Origin of the sequence: Methylobacter marinus A45 (assembly GCF_000383855.1) — a bacterium.
Lineage (GTDB): Bacteria > Pseudomonadota > Gammaproteobacteria > Methylococcales > Methylomonadaceae > Methylobacter > Methylobacter marinus.
The window spans coordinates 306,206-332,924 of sequence record NZ_KB912877.1; the positions used below are offsets into that span (position 1 = coordinate 306,206).

Annotated in this window: 12 protein-coding genes and 1 pseudogene; 4 read left to right on the forward strand and 9 right to left on the reverse strand. The window is 56.4% G+C overall.

Annotation, left to right across the window (positions count from 1 at the left end; all coding sequences use genetic code 11):
- Positions 1–3: 3 nt before the first annotated feature.
- From METMA_RS0101310 to METMA_RS0101330, 4 genes are all read right to left on the reverse strand, one after another.
- On the reverse strand, positions 4–3,141 hold the full coding sequence (locus tag METMA_RS0101310) for an efflux RND transporter permease subunit (RefSeq protein ID WP_027146941.1): 3,138 nt from the start codon (positions 3,139–3,141) through the stop codon (positions 4–6).
- A complete protein-coding gene (locus METMA_RS0101315) occupies positions 3,134–4,498 on the reverse strand; it encodes an efflux RND transporter periplasmic adaptor subunit (protein WP_020157251.1) in 1,365 nt (454 codons plus the stop codon). The genes METMA_RS0101310 and METMA_RS0101315 overlap by 8 nt, the downstream gene beginning before the upstream one ends.
- Positions 4,491–5,777, reverse strand: coding sequence for a TolC family protein (locus METMA_RS0101320; protein WP_020157252.1), 1,287 nt, complete (start codon positions 5,775–5,777; stop codon positions 4,491–4,493). Before METMA_RS0101320 ends, METMA_RS0101315 begins: the two co-directional genes overlap by 8 nt.
- A 378-nt stretch (positions 5,778–6,155) precedes the next feature.
- Complete coding sequence (locus METMA_RS0101330; RefSeq protein WP_027146942.1) at positions 6,156–6,494, reverse strand: hypothetical protein; 339 nt, start codon at positions 6,492–6,494, stop codon at positions 6,156–6,158.
- Between the two features lie 732 nt (positions 6,495–7,226).
- On the opposite strand from METMA_RS0101330, the gene METMA_RS23660 reads away from it, so the two are divergent.
- From METMA_RS23660 to METMA_RS0101345, 3 genes are all read left to right on the forward strand, one after another.
- Complete coding sequence (locus tag METMA_RS23660) at positions 7,227–10,070, forward strand: cation-translocating P-type ATPase (RefSeq protein ID WP_232216305.1); 2,844 nt, start codon at positions 7,227–7,229, stop codon at positions 10,068–10,070.
- A gap of 309 nt (positions 10,071–10,379) precedes the next feature.
- Complete coding sequence (locus tag METMA_RS0101340; RefSeq protein WP_020157256.1) at positions 10,380–13,010, forward strand: MMPL family transporter; 2,631 nt, start codon at positions 10,380–10,382, stop codon at positions 13,008–13,010.
- 567 nt (positions 13,011–13,577) lie between these two features.
- The gene (locus METMA_RS0101345; protein ID WP_020157257.1) at positions 13,578–16,211 is read left to right on the forward strand and encodes an MMPL family transporter; all 2,634 of its coding nucleotides are present in this window, start codon (positions 13,578–13,580) and stop codon (positions 16,209–16,211) included.
- 131 nt (positions 16,212–16,342) lie between these two features.
- Here the strand turns inward: METMA_RS0101345 and METMA_RS0101350 are convergent, their stop codons facing one another.
- The 5 genes and pseudogenes from METMA_RS0101350 to METMA_RS0101370 form a co-directional block, all read right to left on the reverse strand.
- Entirely contained in the window at positions 16,343–16,621 is a 279-nt protein-coding gene (locus METMA_RS0101350) for an Lpp/OprI family alanine-zipper lipoprotein (protein ID WP_020157258.1), read from the reverse strand.
- Positions 16,622–17,065: 444 nt separating this feature from the next.
- Positions 17,066–17,532: pseudogene (locus METMA_RS28165) on the reverse strand (REP-associated tyrosine transposase).
- Between the two features lie 251 nt (positions 17,533–17,783).
- Positions 17,784–22,532, reverse strand: coding sequence for an NAD-glutamate dehydrogenase domain-containing protein (locus METMA_RS0101360; RefSeq protein ID WP_020157261.1), 4,749 nt, complete (start codon positions 22,530–22,532; stop codon positions 17,784–17,786).
- 10 nt (positions 22,533–22,542) lie between these two features.
- A complete protein-coding gene (locus METMA_RS0101365; protein ID WP_020157262.1) occupies positions 22,543–22,968 on the reverse strand; it encodes an ATP-binding protein in 426 nt (141 codons plus the stop codon).
- A 9-nt stretch (positions 22,969–22,977) separates the two neighbouring features.
- Positions 22,978–23,316, reverse strand: a complete 339-nt coding sequence (locus tag METMA_RS0101370) for an STAS domain-containing protein (RefSeq protein WP_020157263.1) — start codon at positions 23,314–23,316, stop codon at positions 22,978–22,980.
- A gap of 188 nt (positions 23,317–23,504) precedes the next feature.
- Here METMA_RS0101370 and putA point away from each other — a divergent pair, with 188 nt between their 5' ends.
- Complete coding sequence (gene putA / locus METMA_RS0101375; RefSeq protein WP_051114317.1) at positions 23,505–26,648, forward strand: bifunctional proline dehydrogenase/L-glutamate gamma-semialdehyde dehydrogenase PutA; 3,144 nt, start codon at positions 23,505–23,507, stop codon at positions 26,646–26,648.
- Positions 26,649–26,719 lie beyond the last annotated feature (71 nt).

Below are 26,719 nucleotides of genomic sequence, written 5' to 3' on the forward strand. Positions count from 1 at the left end.
TCATTACCTGCGCCTTTCCTGAACCTGCAGCACCAGACTGTAAATCACCGGAAACACCAAAAGACTCAGCATCAGCACGGTCACCATGCCGCCCAGTACCGGCGCGGCGATGCGCTGGGTCACATCGGCCCCGGTGCCGGTGGCCCACATGATCGGCACCAGTCCCAGCATGGTCGTGAAGGCGGTAATGGCCACCGGGCGCACGCGCAGGGAGGTGGCCGCTTCGACGGCTTCCCTGATTTCCGGCGCTGTTAACGCGGCCTGCTTTTGCTCGCGCAGCCTGGCGATTTCGATGTCGATAAAATTCAGGACCATGACCCCGGTTTCGGCGGCCGTGCCGGCCAGCGCGATAAAGCCGACATAGACCGCGACCGACAGGTTGAAGCCGTACCCGTAAATCACCCAGATGCCGCCGATCAAACCAAAAGGAATCGTCAACATGACGATGACCGGCTCGACGAAATTCCGGAACGTGAAATACAGCAGCAAAAAAATCAGCAGCAGCGTCAGCGGCACCACGATCCGCAACCGCTGTGCCGCCCGCTCCATGTATTCAAACTGCCCCGACCAGCTGACCGTGTAGCCGGCAGGAATCTCGACCTGCTGCGCCAGCGTCTTCTGCGCCTTGGCGACGAAGCCGCCGATGTCGGCCGTGTTGATGTCGACATAAATCCAGGCGTTGGGCCGGGCGTTTTCGCTCTTGATGACGGGCGGCCCGCGCCGCAAATTAAGGTCGGCCACCAGGGCCAGCGGTATCTGCGCGCCGGTCGGGGCTGGGATCAGGACCCGCCTCAGGCTTTCGAGGTTGTCCCGCAGCTCGCGCGGATAGCGCAGGTTGACCGGATAGCGCTCCAGGCCTTCCACGGTTTCGGTCACGTTCATGCCGCCGATGGCGGTCTGGATGACGTCCTGCACGTCGCCGACCGTGAGCCCGTAGCGGGCGGCGGCATCCCGGTTGATGTCGAAATCGAGATAATAGCCGCCGACGGCGCGATCGCCGAAGGCCGACAGGGTCTCCGGCAGCGTTTTCATCGCCTGCTCGATGGCCCTGGCCAACCTTTGCAGTTCATTCAGATCCGGTCCGGACACCTTGATGCCGACCGGCGTTTTAATGCCGGTCGACAGCATGTCGATGCGGGTCTTGATCGGCATGGTCCAGGCATTGGCGATGCCCGGGAAGCGGATCGCCTCGTCCATTTCGGCCATCAATTGCCGGGTGGTCTTGCCGGGATCGGGCCACTGCGCTCTCGGCTTGAGGCGGACGATGGTTTCCAGCATCGACAACGGCGCCGGATCGGTCGCCGTATCGGCCCGGCCGACCTTGCCGAAGACATGCTGAACCTCGGGAAAGGTTTTCAGAATCTTGTCGGTCTGCTGCAGCAGTTCCCTGGCCTTGGTGATGGAGATGCCGGGGAATGCGCTCGGCATGTACAGGATGTCGCCTTCATCGAGCGGCGGCATGAACTCGCTGCCGGTTTTCGCCAGTGGATAGGCTGTCGATGCCAGCAAGATGACGGCGATCAGCAAGGTCACAAAGCGCCAGCGCATGGCCATTCTTAAGACCGGCGCATGAATAAAGTGCAGAAAGCGGCTGGCCGGATTCTTGTGCTCGGGAATGATTCTGCCACGGATGAAATAGCCCATCAGAACCGGCACGACCGTGATCGTGAGCAGCGCCGCCGCGGCCATCGCATAGGACTTGGTATAAGCGAGGGGGCTGAACAGGCGGCCTTCCTGTGCCTGCATCGCAAAAATAGGAATGAACGAAACGGTGATGACCAGCAGCGAAAAAAACAGCGCCGGCCCCACTTCTTTCGAGGCGTTGGCGATGGCCTGCCAGCGCTCCTGCCGGGTCAGTTCGGCCTGTTTCTTTTCCGCGGCCTCGGCCAGATGCTTGTGGGCGTTCTCGACCATGACGATAGCGCCGTCGACCATGTCGCCGATGGCGATGGCAATGCCGCCCAGCGACATGATGTTGGCGTTAAGCCCCTGCAGCCGCATGACGATAAAGGCGATCAGGATCCCTAACGGCAACGTGATGACGATAACCAGCGACGAGCGCAGATGCAGCAGGAACAGGGCCACCATGACGCAGACGATGACCAGTTCCTGGGTCAGCGCCGTGTACAGCGTATCGACGGCGCGCTCGATCAGATCGCCGCGGTCATAGACCGGCACGATTTCGACGCCTTCCGGCAACCCCTTGGCCAGTTCCGCCAGTTTAGCCCTGACCCCTTCGATGGTCGCCCTGGCGTTCTCGCCGAAACGCATGATCACGACGCCGCCGGCGGTCTCGCCTTCGCCGTCCAGTTCCACCAGGCCCCGGCGCAGTTCGGGACCGATATGGACATGGGCCACGTCTTCCAGACGAACCGGCGTACCGTTGGCATCGACGCCCAGCGGTATGCCGTTGATGTCGTCGATGTCACGGATGTAGCCCAGCCCCCTCACCATATACTCGGTTTCGGCCATTTCGATCAGGCGGCCGCCGACATCGTTGTTGGAGCGCTGAATGGCCTGCCTGACCTTGGCCAGCGGGATGCCGTAGGCGAGCAGAGCATTCGGATCGACTTCGATCTGGTACTGCTTGACGTAACCGCCGACGGAAGCGACTTCGGCCACGCCGGGCACGGTTTGCAGCGGGTAACGCAGATACCAGTCCTGGATCGAGCGCAACTGGGCCAGATCGCGCTCGCCGGTTGTATCGACCAGCGCGTACTCGAATACCCAGCCGACGCCCGTGGCATCGGGCCCCAATGCCGGACTGACGCCCTGGGGCAGACGGTCGCTGGCGTAATTGAGATATTCCAGCACGCGCGAGCGAGCCCAATAGATGTCGGTGCCGTCCTCGAAAATGATATAAACGAAAGACAGGCCGAAAAAGGAATAGCCGCGGACGACGCTGGCCTTCGGAACCGCCAGCATGGCCGTCGTCAGCGGATAGGTCACCTGATCCTCGACCACTTGCGGCGCCTGCCCCGGATATTTGGTAAAGACGATGACCTGTACATCGGACAGGTCCGGTATCGCATCCAGCGGCATGGTTTTAAAAGACCACAAGCCCGCCGCGCCCAGAATAACGGCGCCCAGGAGCACGATAAAACGGTCTTTCAGCGACAGGTCGATCAAGGCCTTAATCATGCCGGTGCCCCTCATGCCGATTAGGTTCCGCCTCTCCATCCGTATTGCCCGAGTTTTGCGGGGTCGGTAAAGGCAAAGGCTTACTGCTCAAATCGGCGGGCTCGTCAGGCTCTCTCATCTTGGTGGTGACTTCGCGCAGCTTGGATTCCGAATCGAGCAGAAATTGCGCGGAAGTGACGACCTTTTCGCCCGCTTCCAGACCTTCCAGCACCGCCACCTTGCCGTTGGATGCGAGCCCCAGCGTTACCGTGCGCGGCTCGAACTTGCCGGGGGCTCGCACGACAAAGACCTGATTGCGGGCGCCCGAGCGGATCACGGCCTGGGCGGGAATCGTGACCGCGTCTACTTTTCTGCCGGCAAAAATCGTCACTTCGGCGAACATGTCCGGCTTCAGCAGCAACTCCGGGTTATCGAACGTGAGCCGCACTTTGATGGTCCGCGTTTTGGGCTCCGCATAAGGGTAGATATAGGCCAGATGCCCCTCGAAGACGCGGCCGGGAATGCCGGCCAGGCGCATTTCGACCCGGTCGCCGACCTGGACCCAGGGCAGTTCGTATTCATAGATATCGGCATAGACCCAGACGGTGGACAGATTAGCGATCATGTAGAGTTCGGTGGCCGGCGTCACATACTGGCCCTCGCGGACGCCGATATTCATGACGATGCCGGCCGCCGGCGTATGAATATGCAGCGTTTTTTTGATTTCATGCGTGCGGGTCAGATCACGCAGCTGATGCGCGGGGACATCCAGCAGTTTCAGGCGCTCGCGCGAACTCTTGACCAATTCCTCGGCGCCGCGCCGGATATCTTCAATCGGGCTTTTCTCCAAGGCCTTGAGATTGTTCAGGGCCAGAATATACTCCTGCTGGCTGGCCACCAGCTGCGGTGAATAAATGCTCAGCAGATCCTCATTCTTTTTGACCCATTCGCCGGTTTTATCGATCCGCAATGTCTCGATCCAGCCTTCCGTTTTCGGATGCAGGCGCACCAGGCGCTCCTCGTCGTACGCCACCCGACCGACGGCGCGCACGACGTGCGAGAGCGTTTCCTTACCGGCAACGGCCGTGCGCACGCCGATATTCTGTTCGGTCACCGGATCGATTCTGACGGTACCCGGAGCGGTTTCGGCGGCCTGCTCTTGGTCGGCATAGACGGGTACATAGTCCATGCCCATCGAATCTTTCCTGGGGACCGGGGATGTAACCGCAGGGTCCATCGGGCTTCGGTAATACAACGGTTTTCTGGGGACCGGCGTTGTCTCGACCTTTGGCTGAAACTTTTCGGCGGCAAACCAGTAACCGATACCCAAACCCAGCAAGAGTGCCAGAAAAACCGCGATGATGAGCCGCTTATTCATAAATATCCTCCTGGCCAACCACGGCAGATAATTGCGCTAAAGCCTGCTGCGCTTCGGTAAAGGCGTTCCAGTACTGCATTTCGTAGTTGAACAGCGTGATCTGGCTTTGCAGCAGGTTGAGAAAATCGACCTTGTTGACCTGATACCCGGACAGCATCGAGGCGACCGTCTGCCGCGCCTGCGGAATGATGCCGGTTTTGAACAGCTCGCTCTGCTCCCTGGCCCGCCGGTAGTCGCTGTGGGCCTGCGAAATCTGGCCGCGCACCTGATTCCACTGGTCCTGCAGGGCATACCTTTGCTGCATCAGTTCGCTGGTGCGCTGATCGACGGCCTTGGCCTGCTTGTCGGCCAGGAAGACCGGCACGCTGACGCTCAGCCGCATGCTCAAAAAGTCCGCGCGCTCCTGGCCGGACAGCGTGTCGTCGCGGGCGCCGTAAGCCGCGCCGACATCCAGATCGGGGAAGTAATCTTTCTCGGCCAGATCGAGGCGCGCCTGGGCCGCGTTAATGTTTTCGCGCTGCGCCTCCAGCAACGCCCGAGCGGACTCGGCCCGTTGATAAAGACCGGCTTCGGCCATGATGGCCGGCAGCTTCTCGTCCACGCTGTCGGGCAGCATGATCTCAAGATTTGCGGGCCTGTCCAGCAGCACGTTGAGCTGAGCCGCAAGATTGCGCCGGCTGCCCTCGAACTTGATCTGCTGGTCCAGCAGCTTTGACAATTCCAGTTGCGCCAGCAGCACCTCCTGCTGCAAACCTTCGCCCACTTCGTATTTGGTGCGGGTGATCTGGATGAACTGGCGCAGCAGCGTCTGGTTGCTGTCGATAATCTGCAGGGCATGATCCAGATAGAAAATTCCCCACCAGATCGTTTTGACGTTTTTCTGCAGCCACCAGCGCGCTTCCGTGACGTTTTGCAGAGCGGCGGCGGCTTCGAAAGCGGCCGCCTGCTCGCGCAGCGCGAGCTTGCCCGGAAACGGAATGGTCTGGGATATGCCCACCTGTATCTGGGTCATGGGCTCCTGCCGGATATCAAAACTGTCCACCGGCAGATTCAAGGCGTTAAAGCTGATCATGGGGTCCGGCAAGGCGCCGGCCTGCGGCGGGATGGCCGCCATCGCCTGCGCCCTGGCCTGCATCTCCGCCAGATCGGGGTTGTCCTGAACCGCCTGTTCAGTCGCGGCTTTCAGCGTTAAAACCGGCGACTCCCCGGCGCCGACAGCGCCGCCGGCCAGCAGAAAAACGGCTAAGGCAAAACGCTTGAGCAGGGTTGATGGCGACATGATATCCTCGCACACGTGTTACAGTTCCGTTAAATCAATGTAAGCCGAGGGGCAAACCCGGCCTCAATTTGCCAGTTCTCATGCATCAGAAAACACTTGTCCAGCAATACGGCTATATTCATTTTGCCCGTCTGCGCTAATAACAGCGAAATAGCGTCTACCCGTTCGGCTCTTGTTATGTTCGTTATTGATAATAGATGAATGTATTGCCAGTATCCCATGAACCTTGGGTAAAATTTAAGCGGATGGTGAGTTATGATCAATTGAAAATTAAGTGTTTCTTGATTAGCTATTCGAGCAGAAGCTAGATATGGCCTATCTCATCGGTATTTTACATAAGGGATGGCAAAGTGTCCATCCCTTGGCTTGTATGTAATGTTACATTTGACGATGCAGCCTTGCCATTTCCAAATTTTCTTCGGCCGCTTTTTCATAAACATTAATCAATCTTCTGCAATGCGCCTTAAGATTATCCGCCTGCTTACCGTAAAGATAGCTTTTTGCCTCGTATTTGCTAAGAAGCTTTTTGTGCTCATCAGCTTTTAGCTGCATTTCTTTTGCCACTTCCTCGTAATGCTTTGCCAGTGCCTCATGATCGGCCTTTGTTTCTGCGTTTTGCACGGCTTGGCTCATATCCATCGGATGAGGGCTCATCTCGCTACATGCCGATGCTAAACCAACAGCTAAAAGCAAGGTAATCAGTAACTTTATTTTCATGGATTCTCTCCAAAATTTATTGTAACACTGAAAAAAACATTGTTTTTCAGCACGTTTTTTATAATTCATAGATGCACCAACTCAGACTCATCAGTCCAGCTATAAACCCCTCGTCTTAAAGCACAAGCTGTGCCATTATTTAAATCAATAATTTAGATATTATTTAATTTGTAACTGGATTCGATTGCACAATAATAGTGCATTAAACGCACCTGCTTAGGGCAGTTCAGAAAATTGACCTTTCGGTATTTTCCGGTTTACACCGTTTTTTTTGCAACTCCAAATAGATGACTGGAAATATTAAACAGTTCAATATTAATATAATCAGTATTCTACTTTAAAACAGTGCCCAATATTTTACGGTTTTAACTTTCATTATTATCAATTCATTACAGATAAACATTAAAAAAAGCAATGCACTAATCATTGTTTCTCTTATTTTTAAAAGTGTTTAAATATCCAATAGTGATTTTTGCAAGAAGTAAAAAACATTATCTATAAGAATTGATTCATTACGAAAGATGAACGAACCATAACCGAAAGTTTCTTGAATTTGATCATACAAGACAGGGTTGGAGCATTAGCGTAAAGCCGGCTTCGAAGTCCGCTATATAAGGTTTACCAGTACAGCGACAAAATTCAACTTCAGGCCTGGCATCGGAACGATTCTTGAGAAACAGCCATCCAATAATGATCAAGATCACCTCACAATAAAAAACAACAAGGATCTGAATGATTGATACAGCATTGTCTCCGCTTAGCGATTTATTGAATCAACCGATGCTGGTCTGGGCCATAGCGGTTGCTTTGCTCGTTGCGATTGCCGGAATTTTATTCGCTTATAGCCGGCACCGCAGGCTCATAGCCCGAACATCCGCTTTCGCCTCAGCCGAAAGCGCGGCCATCACTTGGCACCGTTTGACAGCGGGACAGGCGCTGCAGGCGTTGTCGTCGACTCCAACCGAGGGACTCAGTCAGGCCGAGGCGGCAGAACGGCTGAAGCATTATGGACCTAACAAGCTGGCCGAGAAACCCGGCCGCCCCGCTTGGCGGCTGCTGTTATCGCAGTTCAAGAGTTTTCTGATCATCGTGCTGATCGCAGCCGCGCTGCTGGCCGCGGCGGTCGGCGATGTCACGGACGGCGCCGTGATTCTGGTGGTGGTCTTCATCAACGCCTGCCTGGGATTCTATCAGGAATATCAGGCCGAACAATCACTGGCGGCACTGAAAAAAATGCTGGCGCTGCAGGCCGAGGTCCGCCGTGACGGCCAGAACAGCAACCTGCCGACTGAACAGCTCGTGCCCGGCGATATCGTGATTCTCGATGCCGGCGATAAAATCCCGGCCGACGGCCGCATCATCACCGCCCAAACGCTGGAAGTCGATGAATCGTCCCTGACCGGCGAATCGCTGCCGGTTGCCAAGCAAACCCAGACGCTATCCGACGATTCACCGCTGGCCGAGCGCAGCAACATGGTTTACATGAACAATGCCGTCACCCGCGGCCGTGCCGAAATGGTCGTGACCGCCACCGGCATGGATACCGAAATCGGCCGGCTGGCGGGGCTGCTCGCTCAATCCCGGGACGGCGACACGCCGCTGCAAATACAGCTGGACAGCCTGGGCAAACGGCTGGCGCTGATCGCCCTGATCGTGATCATCGGCCTGTTCGCGAGCGCCGTCTGGCGCGGCGAACCACTGATAGAAACCGCGTTTACGGCTATCGCGCTGGCCGTGGCCGCGATACCGGAAGGTCTGCCGGCGGTCGTCACCGTCACACTGGCGCTGGGCATGCGACGCCTGGCCCGGCAGCGCGCCATCGTCAAGCGCCTCGCGGCGGTCGAGACGTTGGGCTGCACGACCGTGATCTGCACCGATAAAACCGGCACCCTGACCGTCAATCAGATGACGGCGCGATCGGTCTATTATCAGGCCCGCAACTATCGGGTCAGCGGCGAAGGCTATGACCCTGCCGGCACGATTTCGGCCGAAACCGGCGACACCGGCGACACCGGCGACCTGTCGGCGCTGCTGCTGCCGCTGGCGCTGTGCAATAACAGCCATCTGAACAGCGATCAAGTCATCGGCGACCCGATGGAAGGCGCCCTATTGGTGCTGGCCGCCAAGGGCGGCATCGATAAAGACCGGGTCGGCGAGCAGCTGCCGCGCCTAGCTGAACTGCCCTTCGATGCCGGACATAAATTCATGGCAACCTTCCATCGCGATGGCAATCACGTCAAGGTATTCGTCAAAGGCGCGCCCGAAGTCGTACTGAACCGCTGCAGCACGATGCTCACTGACGATGGCATGCCCGCTCCGCTTCATAAGGATACTCTGCTGACGGTCAATAAATCCATGGCCTGCACCGGTCTGCGCGTACTGGCCGTGGCCGAAAGAACGCTGCCGGCCGACCGGTTTGAGACGGACCGCGACCTGTTCGAATACATGGCGGATCTGACTTTTGTCGCGCTGATCGGCCTGATGGACCCGCCCCGGCCTGAAGTCCGCGAAGCGATCGCGCTGTGCCGGCAGGCCGGCATCGAAGTCAAGATGATCACAGGCGACCAGAAAGTGACGGCCGATGCCATCGGCCAGGAACTGGGCCTCGCGGGCGATACCATCGAGGGCCGGGAACTGGCCGATCTGGACGATCCGGCGCTGGCCGAGCGCATTGATGCGCTCGGCGTTTTCGCGCGCACGGCGCCGGAACAGAAAGTTCGCATCGTCAAGGCCCTGAAGGCCGACGGCCATATCGTCGCGATGACCGGCGACGGCGTCAACGATACGCCGGCCCTGAAAAACGCCGATATCGGTATTGCCATGGGCATCACCGGCACCGATGTCGCCAAGGAAGCGGCGACGATGGTGCTGACCGATGACAATTTCGCCACGATTGTGAGAGCGGTCAAGGAAGGGCGCGGCATTTACGACAACATGATCAAATTCATCCGCTTCCAGCTTTCGACCAATATCGGCGCCATTCTGGCCGTGGCCGGCGCGCCGCTGCTGGGATTGCCGATTCCATTCACGGCCGTGCAGCTGCTGTGGATCAACATCATCATGGACGGACCGCCGGCCATGGCCCTCGGCATCGATCCCGCGCGGCCGGGCAGCATGATGGAGCCGCCGCGCGATCCCAAAGCGCGCATCCTGTCCTGGCGGCGCCTGGGCAATCTGTTCAGTTACGGACTGACCATGGCGATCGGCACGCTGGCCGTACTGTACTGCGGACTTCGCAACGGTCAGGCCGAACACGCGGCCACATTGGCGTTCACGACCTTTGTGCTGTTCCAGGTGTTCAACGTATTCAATGCGCGCGCCGAAAAGATCACGGCATTCAATCGGCATTTCTTTGCCAACCGCATGCTCTGGCTGGCCATTTCCGGCGTCGTGCTGCTGCAATTACTGGTGATACACTGGCCGCCGGCGCAGGCGGTGTTTCGTACCACCGCGCTGGCGCCGACAGACTGGCTTATCGCGGCCAGCGTTGCATCGTCCGTGCTGATACTTGAGGAAGCGCGCAAATTTTTACAAGCTATCGGCGAAAGACTCATCCCCCCAAAACCGAACGCTTAGGAATGGGAATGAAATAAGACCCGCAAATGAGGCAGGATTTCTGTTCATATTCAACGACTGCAAGGATGCAGGAGGTAGAGCACCAACAGTAGGCGCTTTAGGCGACGCATGGAGCAGTTGCCGAGGCGCGCAAACAGGCGCATGGCAAGCCATGTAACTGTTTGCGCAAAGCTTCCGCTCCTGCTCACGCTCCTTGCCTACATCCCTGTAGGCAACGCCGAAGATGGACGGAAAGACAAGTCATTTGCGGGAATTATAAAATTCACGTTCCTTAGATTCTGCTCAGATAACAAAAACAAAAGGTGCGGCATGAAAAAAAAAGTTACCGAAGTTTGCAGCCACTTTCTGATCCAACTGGAAAACCGTTTGTTGCGCTACCCTAAAACGCTGCTTCTGCTGATCCTCCTGGCCTGCGGAGTCAGCCTGTACTATACGATAGGCCATCTGGGCATCGATACCAATACCTCCAAAATACTGTCGGAGGAACTGCCTTTTCAACAGGACCGGGAACGCTTCATCGAGGCTTTTCCACAGGATGACCAGGCCATGCTGGTCGTTGTCGACGCCCAAACGCCGGAACAGGCCACTCGCGCGATTAACTACCTGGACACACAATTTAGCAACGAAAAACAACAGATAGAATCGGTCTATATCCCTGGCGCCGGGGAATTTTTCGACCGGTACGGCCTGCTTTACCCCGATCTGGACGAACTTGAGGACCTGGCCGCCAAGTTGGCTGAGGCCCAACCCTTCATCGGCACGCTGTCCGGGGACAACAGCCTGAAGAGCCTGCTGTCCATTCTCGAACAGGCCATTACCAAGGACGAGCGTGAACTGCCGGTCGACCTGAATCCCTTGCTCGATAAAATTCGCTTGGCAGTCCGGGCCGTGCTGGACGGCAAACCCTATCGGCTGTCCTGGCAGCAGATGATGATTGGAGAAGACCAGGAATTGTTAAGCAGCCAGCGCTTCATCCTGATCAAACCGCAGCTGGATTTCAACGAACTGATGCCTGCCGCAAAATCGGTGGAAGCGGTGCGGGCTATCGTTGAGGAGGCCCGGCACGCGCTCCCCGACGTTCAAATACGCCTGACCGGCGAAGTCGTGCTGGAGCATGACGAATTGGCCACGGTGACCTACAGCGCCGAAATCGCCTCGCTGTTTTCCTTTGTTCTGGTTTTCCTGGCTTTATCGATTGGCCTGCGCTCGATAAGACTGACGCTGATCACGCTCAGCGTGCTGGTGATGGGATTGCTGCTGACCACCGGCTTCGCCGCGCTTGCCATCGGGCATTTGAATATTATTTCCATCGCCTTTGCGGTTTTGTATATCGGCATCGGTGTGGATTATGCAATTCAACTGTGCCTGCGCTATCGGGAATTATTACAGATGCAATTATCCCGGCAACAGGCGCTGATCGAAGCCGTGCGCAAAGTCGGCCCTTCCATTGCTTTGTGCGCGATTACGACGGCGGCGGGCTTCTTTGCCTTCATCCCGACCGCCTACACCGGCGTCTCGGAGCTGGGCATCATCGCCGGCGTCGGCATCTTTATCTCGCTGCTGATCACGCTGACGGCGCTGCCGGCGCTGTTGACGCTATTCCCGCTGAAGCCGGCGCCTCCCGGGACATCCGACAGTCTGTTTCCGGACTGGGCCTACCGCTTTCCAATGCGGCATGCGACTTTGCTCAGATGGACGGCGGCGACATTGACACTTGCCGGCCTGGCACTGCTGACTCAGGCCCGGTTCGACATCAACCCGATCAATTTGCGCGACCCCGACACTGAGTCGGTCGCCACGTTCAAGGAACTGCTGACCTCCAAGGACGCATCGCCGATGACGCTGACGGTGCTGGCCAATAACAAACACCAGGCGCTCGATATGGCGCAAAAACTGACACGGCTAAACTCGGTCGAGAATGCGATCACGATTTATGACTATATTCCGGCGGACCAGGATGCCAAGCTGGCCATAATCGAGGACCTGGCTTTAGTGATGGGGCTCCAGCTGACCGCCTTCCCCGCCCCTCAACAGGTCAACGTCGAAGATACCATGGCAGAGCTGGAACAATTCCGGCAGGCCATCGACCGGCATTTGGCGGACGAGCCGGGCAGTGAGCTGTCGGCGAACCTGAGCCGGCTGCGCGAAGACCTGGTCTCGCTGCTGACCGTGCTGCGATCCGAGGCCGGGCCGGAAAAAAAGGCAAGGCTGGAGCAATTGCAGTTCAGCCTGCTCGATACCCTGCCCGATACGATGAACACGCTGCTTGAAGGACTTGATGCGGGGCCTGTCACGCTCGAGACGCTGCCGCCGGACCTGACCGAACGCTGGCTCAGCGATGACGGCGTTTACCGGGTTATGATCACGCCCCGCAAGGATCTGAATGATGAGAACAATCTGCGCGAGTTCGTCAACGAAGTCCGACAGCTGGCGCCCGACGCCACGGACTTGCCGGTCATTTACCTGGAGTCGGGCAATGCGATCGTGCAAGCCTTTCAACAGGCACTGATCGGCGCGCTGGCGGCCATCGTCCTGGTATTGCTGCTTACCCAGCGCAACATCAAGAATACCCTGTTGATTCTCCTGCCCCTGCTGATGACGGCCATCCTGACCGGCGCCTCGACGGTGATCATGGACAATCCGTTCAATTTCGCCAACATCATCATCATCCCGCTGCTTTTCGGACTCGGCGTCGATGGCGGCATTTATATCATGTACCGTTTACGGAACCCGGCCGAGGAGGCCAGCGTACTGCGCACCAGCACGGCCAGAGGCGTGGTGTTCAGCGGCCTGACCACGCTCTGCAGTCTGGTCAGCATGGCGTTCACGCCGCATCTGGGCCTGGCGAGCATGGGACAACTGCTGGCCATCGGCCTGATACTGACGATTGTCTGCACACTGATCATACTGCCGGCGTTTGCCAATAGGGTGCAAGACTGACGGGATTTTTCACTGATGTTACGTACGGGCGGTTTCATCCCGTTTGCCGCGCCGAGCACCGCAGCTTTCGCCGAGAATAGCCCGAAGGGGCGCTGCATGGATGAAGCGCGTTGCCAAAGGGACAGGAGTCCCTTTTGGCAACCCTCGGCGAATACCCGCAAGGGGCACAAGAGCGAGGAGCACAGGAAGCAAGCGGCAACCGGGCGGCCTTTTCTTTGGTTACTTTCTTTTGGCCGCGCAAAAGAAAGTAACTCGCCTTCGGGTGCGATAAACCCGGTTAAATAAAACCGTCGCGCTAGCGACACCTTAATTAAATCGATCTAACTTGAACTGGCTGCGTAACATCAGTTTTTCAGATAAGACACTAACCCGCCAATATCGCTCATGGCGGGCAAAAAAGCGCTGCCGCCGTGTTTGATGTTGCGGGTTAATCGGGACCGGTTAACGAAGAGTCACCAGCAAGGCAAACGAAATTAAAAACAGCCCATGCGTAACACCAATCAGGATTTCGCAGTCTAAAGGCGACAGTCCTTATGATACTCACCGATATGAAAACAGAGGTGAAGCATGAAGAGAATTCCCGAAGTTTACAGTGCATTTCTGGTCAAACTGGAAACCGGCGTGTTGCGTCACCCGAAGACGCTGCTTCTGCTGATCCTCCTGGCCTGCGGAGCCAGCCTGTTTTATACGGCCCGAAATCTGGGCATCGATACCGATACCACCAAAATACTGTCGGAGGAACTGCCCTTTCTGCAAAACCGGGAACGCTTCATCGAGACTTTTCCGCAGGATGACCAGGCCATCCTGGTCGTTGTCGACGCCCCAACGCCGGAACAGGCTACTCGCGCGGTTAATTACCTCGACACACAGTTTGGCAACGAAAAACAGTGGATAGAATCGGTCTACATCCCCGGCGCCGGGGAATTCTTCGACCGGCACGGCCTGCTTTACCTCGACCTGGACGAGCTCGAGGATCTGGCCGCCAAGCTGGCCGAAGCCCAGCCCTTCATCGGCACGCTGTCCAGGGACAACAGCCTGAAAAGTTTGCTGTCCATTCTCGAACAGGCCATTACCACGGACGAGCGTGAACTGCCGGTCGACCTGAATCCCTTGCTCGATAAAATTCGCCTGGCAGTCCGGGCCGTGCTGGACAATAAATCCTATCGGCTGTCCTGGCAGCAGATGATGATTGGAGAAGCGGACCAGGAACTGTTGAGCACCCGGCGCTTCATCCTGGTCCAGCCGACACTGGACTTCACCGAGCTGACGCCGGCCGAAAAATCGGTGGAAGCGGTGCGGGCTATTGTGGAAAAGGCCAAACAAGATCTGCCGGGAGTCAGCATCCGCCTGACCGGCGAAGTCGTGCTGGAACACGACGAATTGGCCACGGTGACCTACAGCGCCGAAATAGCCTCGCTGTTTTCCTTTATTCTGGTCTCCCTGACTTTAATGACCGGTTATCGGTCGGTAAAAATGATGCTGGTCACGCTCAGCGTCATATTGATGGGGCTGATTCTGACTGCCGGCTTTGCCACGCTTGCCATCGGGCATTTGAATATCATTTCCATCGCCTTTGCGACTTTGTATATCGGCATCGGCGACGATTACGCGGTTCAATTATCCCTGCGCTATCGGGAATTGCTGCGCCAGCAACCGTCCCGGCAACAGGCGCTGATCAGTGCCGTGCGCAAAGTCGGTCCCTCCATTACCCTGTGCGCGATCACCGGCGCGACAGGCTTCTTTGCCTTCGTCCCGACTGCCTACACCGGCGTCTCAGAGCTGGGCATCATCTCCGGCGTGGGTATCTTTATCTCACTGCTGATTACATTTACGGCGCTGACGGCGCTGTTGCTGCTGTTTCCGCCGAAACTAACGCCCGCCGCGAAATCCGAGAGTCTGTTTCCGGATTGGGTTTACCGCATCCCGATGCGGCATGCAACCCTGATCAAATGGACAGCGGCCGCATTGACACTTGCCGGCCTGGCCCTGCTGACCCAGGCTCGGTTCGACATCAATCCGATCAACTTGCGCGCCCCCGACACCGAGTCGGTCGCCACGTTCAGGGAACTGCTGACCGCTAAGGATGAGTCGCCAATGACGCTGACAGTGTTGAGCGAAAACAAAGCGGAGGCGTTCGCCAAGGCCCGAAAGCTGAAGCGACTGGATTCGGTCGATAATGCGATCACGATTGTCGATTATATTCCCGATAATCAGGACGCCAAGCTGGCCATCATCGAGGATCTGGCTTTAGTGATGGGGCTCCAGCTGACCGCCTTCCCCGCCCCTCAACAGGTCAACGTCGAAGATACCATGGCAGAGCTGGAACAATTCCGGCAGGCCATCGACCGGCATTTGGCGGACGAGCCGGGCAGTGAGCTGTCGGCGAACCTGAGCCGGCTGCGCGAAGACCTGGTCTCGCTGCTGGCCGTGCTGCGATCCGAATCCGGGCCGGAAAAAAAGGCAAGGCTGGAGCAATTGCAGTTCAGCCTGCTCGATACCTTGCCCGATACCATGAACACGCTGCTTGAAGGACTTGATGCGGGGCCTGTCACGCTCGAGACGCTGCCGCCGGACCTGACCGAACGCTGGCTCAGCGATGACGGCGTTTACCGGGTTATGATCACGCCCCGCAAGGATCTGAATGATGAGAACAATCTGCGCGAGTTCGTCAACGAAGTCCGGCAGCTGGCGCCCGACGCCACGGGTTTACCGGTCATTTACCTGGAATCGGGCAACGCGATCGTGCAAGCCTTTCGGCAGGCACTGATCAGCGCGCTGGCGGCCATCGTCCTGGTATTGCTGCTTACCCAGCGCAGCATCAAGGATACCCTGCTGATTCTCCTGCCCTTGCTGATGACCGGCATCCTGACCGGCGCCTCGACGGTGATCATGGACAATCCGTTCAATTTCGCCAACATCATCATCATCCCGCTGCTTTTCGGACTCGGCGTCGATGCCGGCATCTATATTGTCAACCGCCTGCGCAATCCCGATCAGGAAGACAGCGTATTGAATACCAGCACGGCCAGAGGCGTGGTGTTCGGGGAAATGACCACGCTCTGCAGTCTGGTCAGCATGGCGTTCACGCCGCACCTGGGCCTGGCGAGCATGGGGCAACTGCTGGCCATCGGTTTGATCCTGATGATTATTTGCACGCTGATCATATTGCCGGCGTTTGCCTATCAAAAGGCGAGTGCTTGAACGGAGCCGAGATTGCATGGTTTCACCGCGGGGGGCCGGATGACTGGCATGGTCGGTGAATTGAAAATATAAACGCCAAAAAAGCCCGGGAGTTTCCCCGCCGGGCGATTTTCCACTCTGGTAAAAAGTGATTATTTCATCATTGAGCGTCTGAAATTATTATCCAGCTTGCTGTTGGTATCTTGGGCCAATTCGGCAGCCCGATTGGCGGCGGCTTCCGCGGCTCCGGCCCTTGCGGCCGCGTCAGCCGCGGCAGTTTGAGCATTGGCCGCATCAGTCGATGCCTGTTGAACGGAAGCATTCAAGCCATCAACCTGCGACTGCAGGTTTTCTACATCCGAAGTCGTTGCGCAAGCTGTAACCAGACTGAAAGCCAGGGTAATTACTGATAATTTTATTACTTTTTTCATATTATTTTATTTACTGAACATTATTATTTTAAAAATATTTTATATATCCAATAACCCGATAATACTTAATCCGAGTTATTTGAATATATTGTCATCCTGAAAACTTAATTCGAACTTAACCCGGCGAGATTAAGAATAGTATCAAGGTAGATATTGCATAACTATTAACCCGATCGTCATTAAACACCGGCCGAATTGCAGCCTGAAACGATTGAGGCAGGAAAAAGCGCTTTTAATCAGTTTAGGGTATAAAAGGTGAACCCGATCAATAGCAAGGCCGTAGGTTATACATCGCATACCTTTTCGGCCGTGTAATGAATCGACGGATTTTAGTGAATGAAGCTCCGTAGGTCGGGTTAGCGCAGCGTAACCCGACACTTTCGTGCCCGCTGCGCCCACTTGGCTTCGATCCGTCGGGTTACGCCAAAGGCTAACCCGACCTGTTTATTCATGACCTATACCTTCGTAATCAATGCCGTCTCGCCCCCAATCGGGCGGATATGTGCCTGCTTCAACATAGCGGCGAAAACTGGAATACGGCCAATCGATTGGCGATGACGCCAAACCGTGTTTGACCGGGTTGTAATTGATGTAATCGACATGGCGCTGAAAATCGGTTTCGTCGCGTATCGCCGCAATGCCGGATCGCAATGTTTGGTAAATCAGGTTTTGATCATGCACCAGCGGGTAGCGTAATCGCTATCGCCGGGCGGCAATGTCCACAAGCAATGTAAATGATCCGGCATTACTACCATCGCGTCGATCTCGAACGGGCGGGATTTGCGTACGTTGCGAAATGCGTCGCGCAGGACTTCGACCATTGCCGCGTTGTTAAACACCGGTCTGCGATTTTCCGTGACTACGGTAAAGAAATAACTCCCTCCTGGAATGAATGCGCGTCGGTATTGCATGACTATTGTCCGGTTACGCTATCGCTAAAATTATTCATTGCAGATCAAATCTCATGGCTCCGTAGGTCGGGTTAGGATTTGGCTAAAAATGACTTCCTGAAACTGGGATCCTGCATAGGATGTGCAGACCAAAAGTAGGCGCTCTAGGCGACGCAGTGAAACGCATCGCTCGCGAACGATGCGCCGCCTGTCGTCGGCGCATCCTATGTTTAAACAGGTAAATTATTTATGACCAAATCCTTACTGACCTGTCAAGCCGGCCCCTGTTGATTATTAACCAGGCTTTCCAGTTCTCTGTTCAAGGCGATATAAGGCAACAGGTTAAGCGGCGGGACCGCGTTGATTTCCAGATAGATGCGCCGGTAGCGGTTGACTTTTTGCTTTTCGCGCGGCTGTTCGAAGTATGCGGCGCAGGTTTCGGTTTTTTCGGCCGCCATGGCCTTGACCAGCTTGCCTACCGTGCGCTTCATGCCTTCCTTTAAATCACTGGCGACTCGTCGCTCCCAATAGTCATGCAGGGGCATCGCCGCCAATTGCGCCTGGATGCCATCGAGCCCCAGATAGGCGCTGATGTCATTGAACAGCTTCAGGACGGCAATAAATCCCAGTTCTGTTTCGACGGACAGCGATACGATCAGCGGAAAATCCTCAAGACTGCCGATCAACAGGATGCGCCGCGCGAGCGTGTCGGGCACGCCTTGCTGCCGGTAGTCGTCAAACCGCGCTTTGAATGGCTCGGTTTCGACAAGGCCGGATTCGTTAAAATGCGTTTCATATTCGATCAAATAACGGCAATAGTCGCTAATGGTCCGCTGGGTCGGCCGGATTTTTCTGCCATGGATCAATGCCCAGCGACAGAAACCGGCCAGAATGTTTTCCAGCTCCCGCAACAGCGCGTACTGCCTCTCGGCATCCAGCCGATTGTCCAGCGCATAAACCGCCCGCCGGAAAGCATCGCCGTCCAGCACCCGGTCAAAAGTCAGGTAACAGGTGACATTATCCATGGTATTGATGTTTTGCCTGTCGATATCGAGACTTAAAAAACCGCACCCGGCCTGATTGATGATTTTATTGCTGATGAAGGTCGACTTGATTTCGTTAGCCAGCGCATGCTCGGACAGGTGCTCTTTATAGCGCTCATTGACCTGTTCGGGAAAATAGGCCTGCAGGTAACAGTCACAACATCCCTCTTCCAGCAAAACGATCCGGTCCTGTATCTGCTGGGTCAACTGCATTTTAGCCGCCGCCATCAATACGGCCAGTTCCGGCCGGGTCAGGGTTTGTTTCGGCCGGGCCAATACCGGCTTGGTTTGCGGAAAGGATTCGACCGCCCTGTCGAAAATGCCGGCGGCTTCCAGGCGTTCGGCCAGTTGCAGGAAAATCATCGGGTTCTCGGCGCAGCGCCGCACATCGAGCGACAGGCAAAGACTCTGGGCGTAATTATTGGCTAAAACCAATTGGCAGACCTCATCGGTCATGCTGACGAACAACTGCTGATAATCGCTGATGACGTTTTTCTTTTGCAATCCCGTCAGCAGAATTTTCAAATTGACTTCATGGTCGGAGGCATCGACGCCTGCCGAATTATCGACCGCATCGGTGTTGATATGGCCGCCTTTCAGGCTGTATTCAATGCGCGCCTTCTGGGTAAAACCCAAATTGGCGCCCTCGCCGACCACGCGCGCGCCAAGTTCCGCCGCATCCACGCGCACGGCGTCATTGGCGCGGTCGCCAACGTCCTCGTGCTTTTCCGTGCCGGCTTTCACGTAAGTGCCGATACCGCCCAGCCACAACAACTCGACCGGCGCGGCCAGCAGGTAGCGGATCAGCGATTCGCCGTCCAGGGTACGGTAGCGCACGCCCAGCCATTTTCTCAGCTCGGCGGAGATTGGAATATCCTTGGCCGAGCGCGGATAGACGCCGCCGCCCTTGGAGATCAGGAGGCGGTCGTAATCGTCCCAGCTCGACCCGGGCAGTTCGAACAGGCGCTTGCGCTCGTTGAACGGCGCATCGCCCGGCATCGGATCGGGATCGATAAAGATATGCTGCCCGCTGAAGGCGGCCAGCAAGCGGATGCACGGCGACAGCAGCATGCCGTTGCCGAACACGTCGCCGTCCATGCTGCCGATGCCGACCACCGTGAACGGCTCTTTCTGGATATCCTTGCCCAACTCGCGGAAATGGCGTTTGACGCATTCCCAGGCGCCGCGTGCGGTAATACCCAGGGCCTTATGGTTATATCCACGGGAACCGCCGCTGGCGAAGGCATCGCCGAGCCAGAACCGGTAGTCTTCCGAGACCGCGTTGGCGGTATCCGAAAACTGCGCCGTGCCCTTGTCGGCGGCCACGACCAGATACGGGTCCGCGTCATCATAAGTCACGAGTCCTGCCGGCCTGACGACCTGCTGCTCCTCATCATAATTATCGGTTAAATCGAGCAGACCGCGTATCAAGGTGATATAGGCTTTTTTGCCGGCCGCTTTCAGGTCAAACGGCCCACCGTTTTTCTTGACGACAAACCCGCCCTTCGCGCCGGTCGGGACAATCAGCGCGTTTTTGCTGATCTGGGTCTGCATCAGCCCCAGAATCTCGGTCCTGAAATCGTCGGGACGGTCGGACCAGCGTATGCCGCCGCGGGAAATCTTGCCGCCGCGCAAATGGATGCCTTCCATATCGAACGCATGCACGTAAATTTCATGCTGCGGCCTGGGGGGCGGCATATCGATGATGCCGAGACTGTTGATTTTAAAGGCGATAAAATAATCCGGCCGATTGCGTCGCAGGTGAAAATTACTGCGCATGGTCGCGTCGATCAGATTGAACAGCGTACGCAAGATCCGATCGTCGTTGATATTGGACACCGATTCGATGCCTTCCAATAACTGCAGGCGCAGCGGAAACAACACCTGGTCTTCCCTGAGCATGAAATCATGCCAGGCCGGATCGGGCCTGAAGCGGGCTTCGAAATATTTGAACAGGTAATGCGCAACCCGCGGATTGTTCAGCAGGGCTCGATGCAGGCTGGCTATCGTGGTTTGATAGCCCAGTTGCAGATAATAATTGCGATAAGCCCTGAGCACGTCGATATCCTGCCAGTCCATGCCGGTCATGATCAGCAGACTGTTGAGCGCATCGTTTTCGGCCTTGCCGTCCAGTATCGCCTGAATGCACTCCAGCATGCGGCATTTCAGTCGATTGAAGCTGACGCCATGATCCTTGGCGGCCTTGATGGTAAAGCTTTTGATAAACAGCGGACTGCCTTCCAGCGTAACGTTAAACTGTACCTGGTCCATGACCCTCAGGCTCATGTTTTCCAGCACCGGGATATACTCGTCGAGAAAGCGTTCCTGCCGGCTGTAAAAATGCAGCCGGTAATGTTCCGTTTCCCGATAAGGGCCCAACAGACTGACTCGTTGATTGCCTGACGCCAGCACCTGTTTTAGCTGCAAAATATCCTTGATCGCATAGCGCGGCGACACCCGCGTCTGGTACTCGGCGGAAAACAGCGACGGGTATTTCTGCCACAGCCGGCCGTTGGTTTTCCCGCCGAAGACCCGCTCCACCAGCCGCATGAAGGATACCGACCAGGGCCGTGCCAGACGGTTTAACTGTCCGTCCAGCTTGTCGACGTTGATCGTGGTCAGGTCCTGTTCGGGAGTCAGCACCAGTTGCAGGCCGATATAATTGCCGCCCGGAATGGTTTTTCGGCTGGACTCCAGGCGACTGGCCAGTTCCTTGCACAATAGCTCGTACAGCCGGGTTTCGATACCGTCTTTATAAAGCACGACCGGAACGACAATCAGGGCGGATATCCTGTTCGGGCTCGCGCTTGTCAGGATCAGCAATTTGATAATTTCAGGACGGTAAAGATAGCGTTTCAGCGACTGCGCGATTAAGTGCAATTGGATGTCGCTGGACAGGAAGGCTTCGATTTTCGGGAACAAATCGAATATTTCCTTGAGCTGGAAATATTCATGGCTGTCCCGATACACCTTTATGGCATGCAACGTCTGGTTGATTTTTTCGCTCAGCGCGGGAATCGTGCTGATGGTCCCGTTCAGCTCCACTTCGTCAAACAGGCCGAAAAAACTCTGCTCGACCCATGAGCCATCCGCACCGGCTTGCCGGAAACCTATATAAACCAGCGGCTGGGCGCGGACAATCGGGCTGATGACCGGAATGGATTCAACGATAACGTCGGTTTGCCGGGCCAGCAGTTTTTTCAGACAACAGGGAAAATCGGCATCATAACAGGCATAAGGCGCAATATCGGTTAACGCGTCTTCGGCGCGCTTTATCATTTCCTGCTCGGGCAGCTCCGAGGAAAACTGCTGGCAGGCGACAAAGATGAACGCCTCGTCCTTGAGCCAGTCGATAAAGTCAGCGTATTTCTTTAGCGAGGCGATTTGTTTCAGCCCGTTCAGTTGCTCATGAATCCCTGCACGGCTGCGGTCGACTTTCAATGCCGCGGTAATCGCCCTGGAAATACCCTGCAGCAGCAGGGCATCACTCTGTTCATCGACATAATCCAGCCGGATGACAATCAGCAATTCGCTGCCGCCCGAGATCACCTCGTTTTCCAGATACAACACGTGGTTTTCATGACGCCTGACGCTTAAAACCGGATGCGCCAGCAGCTCGATAGCGATGTCCAGCTTGGCCTGCAAAGCCATGATCGAATCCACGACATGCGGGACATTCTGGCAATTGACCAGCAACAGCCGGCTGTCGTTACTGTCCAGCGGAATGGTTTTTATCGCGGCGGTTTCGGTCCTCGATTCGATAAATTCCAGCGTCTGGTCGATCAAATCGGCCAGCAACGGGACCGGAAGCGTGATCAGATAACTGTCCGGGAACAGCAGATAATCCGCCAGCTTTCTTAAAAGCCGGCGTTTTTGATAGTTCTTATGGGTATCAAGAAGATGCTGAACGGCCACTATTTGCTGCCGTTGCCGCGTCCCTTTGACCTCTCGGTCATCACTTGTCAGCAATATATCCAACGATCCAGTCTCATTTCAGGTATTTGACAATCTCTAGCACATTGCAGTCATCCTGCCGCGTGTACGTCACCGAATCCATCAAGGTCTTGATAAAAAAGATGCCCATGCCGCCCTCCTTGGGATTCTCAAAATCCGGTACCGGCACATTTTCCAGATCAAAGCCCTGGCCATGATCGTAAACCTTGATGATAACGGCGTCCTCCTGAATTTGTATCGTTATCCGGACCGTGTCCTCGGTATTTTTATAATTGGCATGCTTGATGGCATTGATGGTCGCTTCGGTCAGCACCAGGTTTAAATGATAGGCCAAGGCCTCCCGGTCGCCCTCAAAGGTTTCCAGATCCTTGCCTATGCGCTCCCCTATACTACCGATCAAATCCAGATATTTGGTCTGTGTCGGAATGATTACGTCAACCTGAATATCCGAACTGCACATACAAAGCCTCTACGGTTCATTTTCAAATGCCTCATTTAAATCGGCATAAATTTCAAAAACCCGGTTTAAACGGGTCAATTCAAACATCGACAACACTTGCGGCTGCAAATTGGATAAAGCGAGTTTACCTGATCTGGCGGCCGTGTTTTTATAGCCGGACAATAAAGCGCCCAGTCCGGAACTGTCGATAAACCGTACAAGCTCCAATTGGACGATTATATTTATCTCGCCCTGCTCAATCATGTCCAGAATGTATTCCTTCAATTCCCCTGAATTATGGGCGTCTATTCTTTCAGCTTGAATAAAAAGAACGCTATAGCCATTCATTTTTTCCAGATTCAATTTCATCGTTTTTTTTCTTTTGTTCCAGATTAATCAACAGGTCTGCCGGCTCGCGAATGCCGGCACCGCTTACAACGTCGTTTTTGTTCTTGTCATGTTATCAGTGTAGCTAATTTAACGGTTGAAACCTCATCCATCCAGTTAATTTTTGAAATATCCCTTGTGTTATTAGTCTAAAATCCAGTAAAAAGTTCATGATTTTCAGACCGGACCACAGGGTGACAACCGTGAGTCAAAACGCAACAGACGCGTTACGCGCCGCTATCAATCAGGCCTATCTGGCCGATGAACAGGACATCATCAGGACCCTGTCAGCCGGCCTGACCACGTATGATGCCGCTGCCGTCAGCGCCTGCGCCGAAACCCTGGTGACCGCGGTCAGAGCGCCCAGCCACCGGCCCACCGCCATCGAAGCCTTCCTGCACGAATACCAGCTCAATTCCCAGGAAGGCATTGTACTGATGGGCATTGCCGAAGCGCTGCTGCGCATTCCCGACAGCCAGACGCAGGACCAGTTTTTACAGGAAAAACTGACCGTTGCCGACTGGCAACGCCACGTTCAGCACAGCGATTCCTTCTGGGTCAATTTATCGACCCGCGCCTTACTGTTTACCCGGCAATTTGAACAGCAGGTCGCGCCCTCGAGCCAGCACTGGTTTCCGGTTTTCGAGCAATTGCTGTCCAGACTGGGCGCGCCGGTCATTCGCAGCGCCCTGAATCAGGCCATGCAGCATATGGCCCTGCAATTCGTGATCGCGGATTCGATAGAGCAGGCTATTGCGCGCGGCGAGCAACAACCACTCTACCGCTATTCGTTCGACATGCTGGGCGAGGCCGCGCTGACAGCCGCCGATGCCGAGCGTTATTTCCAGTCGTACGCCAAGGCCATCACCACACTGGCCGGACATGCCGATAACGACGATATTTATGCCAACCCCGGCATTTCGGTCAAATTATCGGCGCTGTGCCCGCGCTATGAGCCTTTGCAACGGGTACGCGCCGTCAACGAACTCACGGACCGGCTGCTGCATCTGGCCAATCATGCGCGCGCGGCCAATATCTCCCTCACCGTGGACGCCGAGGAATCCGAACGCCTGGACATGTCGCTGGATATTTTCGCCGCGGTTTTGGCGCACCTCGATGGCTGGTCGGGCCTGGGGCTGGCCGTGCAGGCTTACCAGAAGCGAGCCCTGCCGATCATCCGCTGGCTGGCCGCACTGGCCGAATCCCGACACTGCAAGATTCCGTTACGCCTCGTGAAAGGCGCCTACTGGGACAGCGAAATCAAACGGGCCCAGGAAAACGGCCTCAGCAATTACCCGGTATTCACGCATAAATCGGCAACCGATGTAGCCTATCTGGCCTGCGCGCAATTCATGCTGTCGCGGCCCGAGGCATTCTATCCGCAATTCGCCAGCCATAACGCCCACACGCTCGCCGCTGTTCGGCAGATGGGCAGGCGGCATCCGGGCTATGAATTCCAGCGCCTGCACGGCATGGGCGAAGCGCTTTACCGCGAAATCGTCGAAAACCGGGACTGGCAAATCCCCTGCCGCGTTTACGCGCCGGTCGGTCGCTATCATGAACTGCTGCCCTACCTGGTCAGGCGCCTGCTGGAAAACGGCGCCAACACGTCGTTCATCAACCAGATCGACCACCCGGACATCAGCGTGGCGGAACTGACCGGCGATCCCGTGGCCGCGGTCAACACAGGCGGCCAAAAAACCTCGATCGTCCTGCCGCGCGATCTCTATGGCGAAACGCGGCTTAACTCGAGCGGCATCAATCTGGCCGATCCCGAAGTATTGGAGCAATTGCAGCAGGACTTGAACACGCTGGCCGACCGGCACTGGACGGCCATGCCGCTGATCGACGGCCAGCCCTGGCCGGGCCGGGAACAGACCATCGTGAATCCATGGGACAACCGCCTGACGGTCGGCACCGTCAGCCATGCCGGACAAGAAGCCATCGAGCGCGCGTTAGCGTCGGCCGCCGAGGCTTTTGACAGCTGGCGCCTTTGCCCGGTCGAGACGCGGGCAACCTATCTGAAGCAGGCCGCCGATCTGTTCGAGCAGCACCGCCTGGAGCTGGTGTCGCTGTGTGTGCGCGAAGGCGGCCGCACCATCAAGGACGCCCTGTCGGAAGTCCGGGAAGCGGTGGATTTCTGCCGCTACTATGCCCAGTCGGCGCTCGAATTATTCAGCGAGCCGATTCGGCTGCCCGGCCCTACCGGCGAAGACAACCGGCTTTATCATTATGGCCGCGGCGTCTATGTCTGCATCAGTCCATGGAATTTTCCGATCGCCATTTTTACCGGCCAGATCGTCGCCGCGCTCGCGGCCGGCAATACCGTTATCGCCAAACCGGCCAGCCAGACCTCATTGACGGCCATGCATTGCATGCGCCTGCTGCACCAGGCCGGCATCCCCGAATCGGTGCTGCAGTTTGTGCCGGCCGACGGCCGCACGACCGGCCAGCATGTCCTGCCCCATCCGCAGGTAGCCGGCATCGCCTTCACCGGTTCCACCGCCACGGCCCGGTTCATCAACCGGCAACTGGCCGAACATCACCAAACCATCGTGCCGATCATTGCCGAAACCGGCGGCCAGAATGTCATGATCGCCGACAGCTCAGCGCTGCTGGAGCAGCTGGTGCAGGATGCCCTGCTGTCGGCTTTCAACAGTGCCGGCCAGCGCTGTTCCGCCTTGCGCGTGCTGTTTGTGCAACAGGAAATCGCCGACAGAACCATCGCCATGCTGATCGGCACCATGAAGGAGTTATCAATCGGCAATCCAGGCCTGTACTCGACCGACATCGGCCCCGTGATCGACCCTGCCGCGCGGGAGCCGTTAACAACGCATCTGGAGACCATGAAGCAACAGGCGAAACTGCTTTATCAATTGTCGCTGCCCGAGACCTTGCGGCATGGCAGTTTTTTTGCGCCCGCCCTGTTTGAAATCGAGTCATTATCGCAACTGACCCGGGAAGTCTTCGGCCCGATCCTGCACCTGATCCGCTACCGCGCCGCCGATCTCGATCAGGTGATCGCCGCCGTCAACGCTACCGGTTACGGGCTGACGCTGGGTATACACAGCCGGATTGAAACGACCGCCGAAAAAATCCGGCGAGGCGTCAAAGTCGGCAATATTTATGTCAACCGCAACATGATCGGCGCGGTCGTCGGCGTGCAGCCTTTCGGCGGCATGCGGCTTTCCGGCACCGGCCCCAAGGCTGGCGGCCCCGATTATCTGCGCCGCTTCGTGGTTGAACAGACGCTGACGATCAATACCGCCGCGATTGGCGGCAATGCGGCGCTACTGGCCCAGGATTTGCGGTAGGCTGGGTTGGAGCATTCTTAAAAGGCTGGGTTGTCCAACCCGACTGCTTAACCTGAGTCGCCATGGACAAA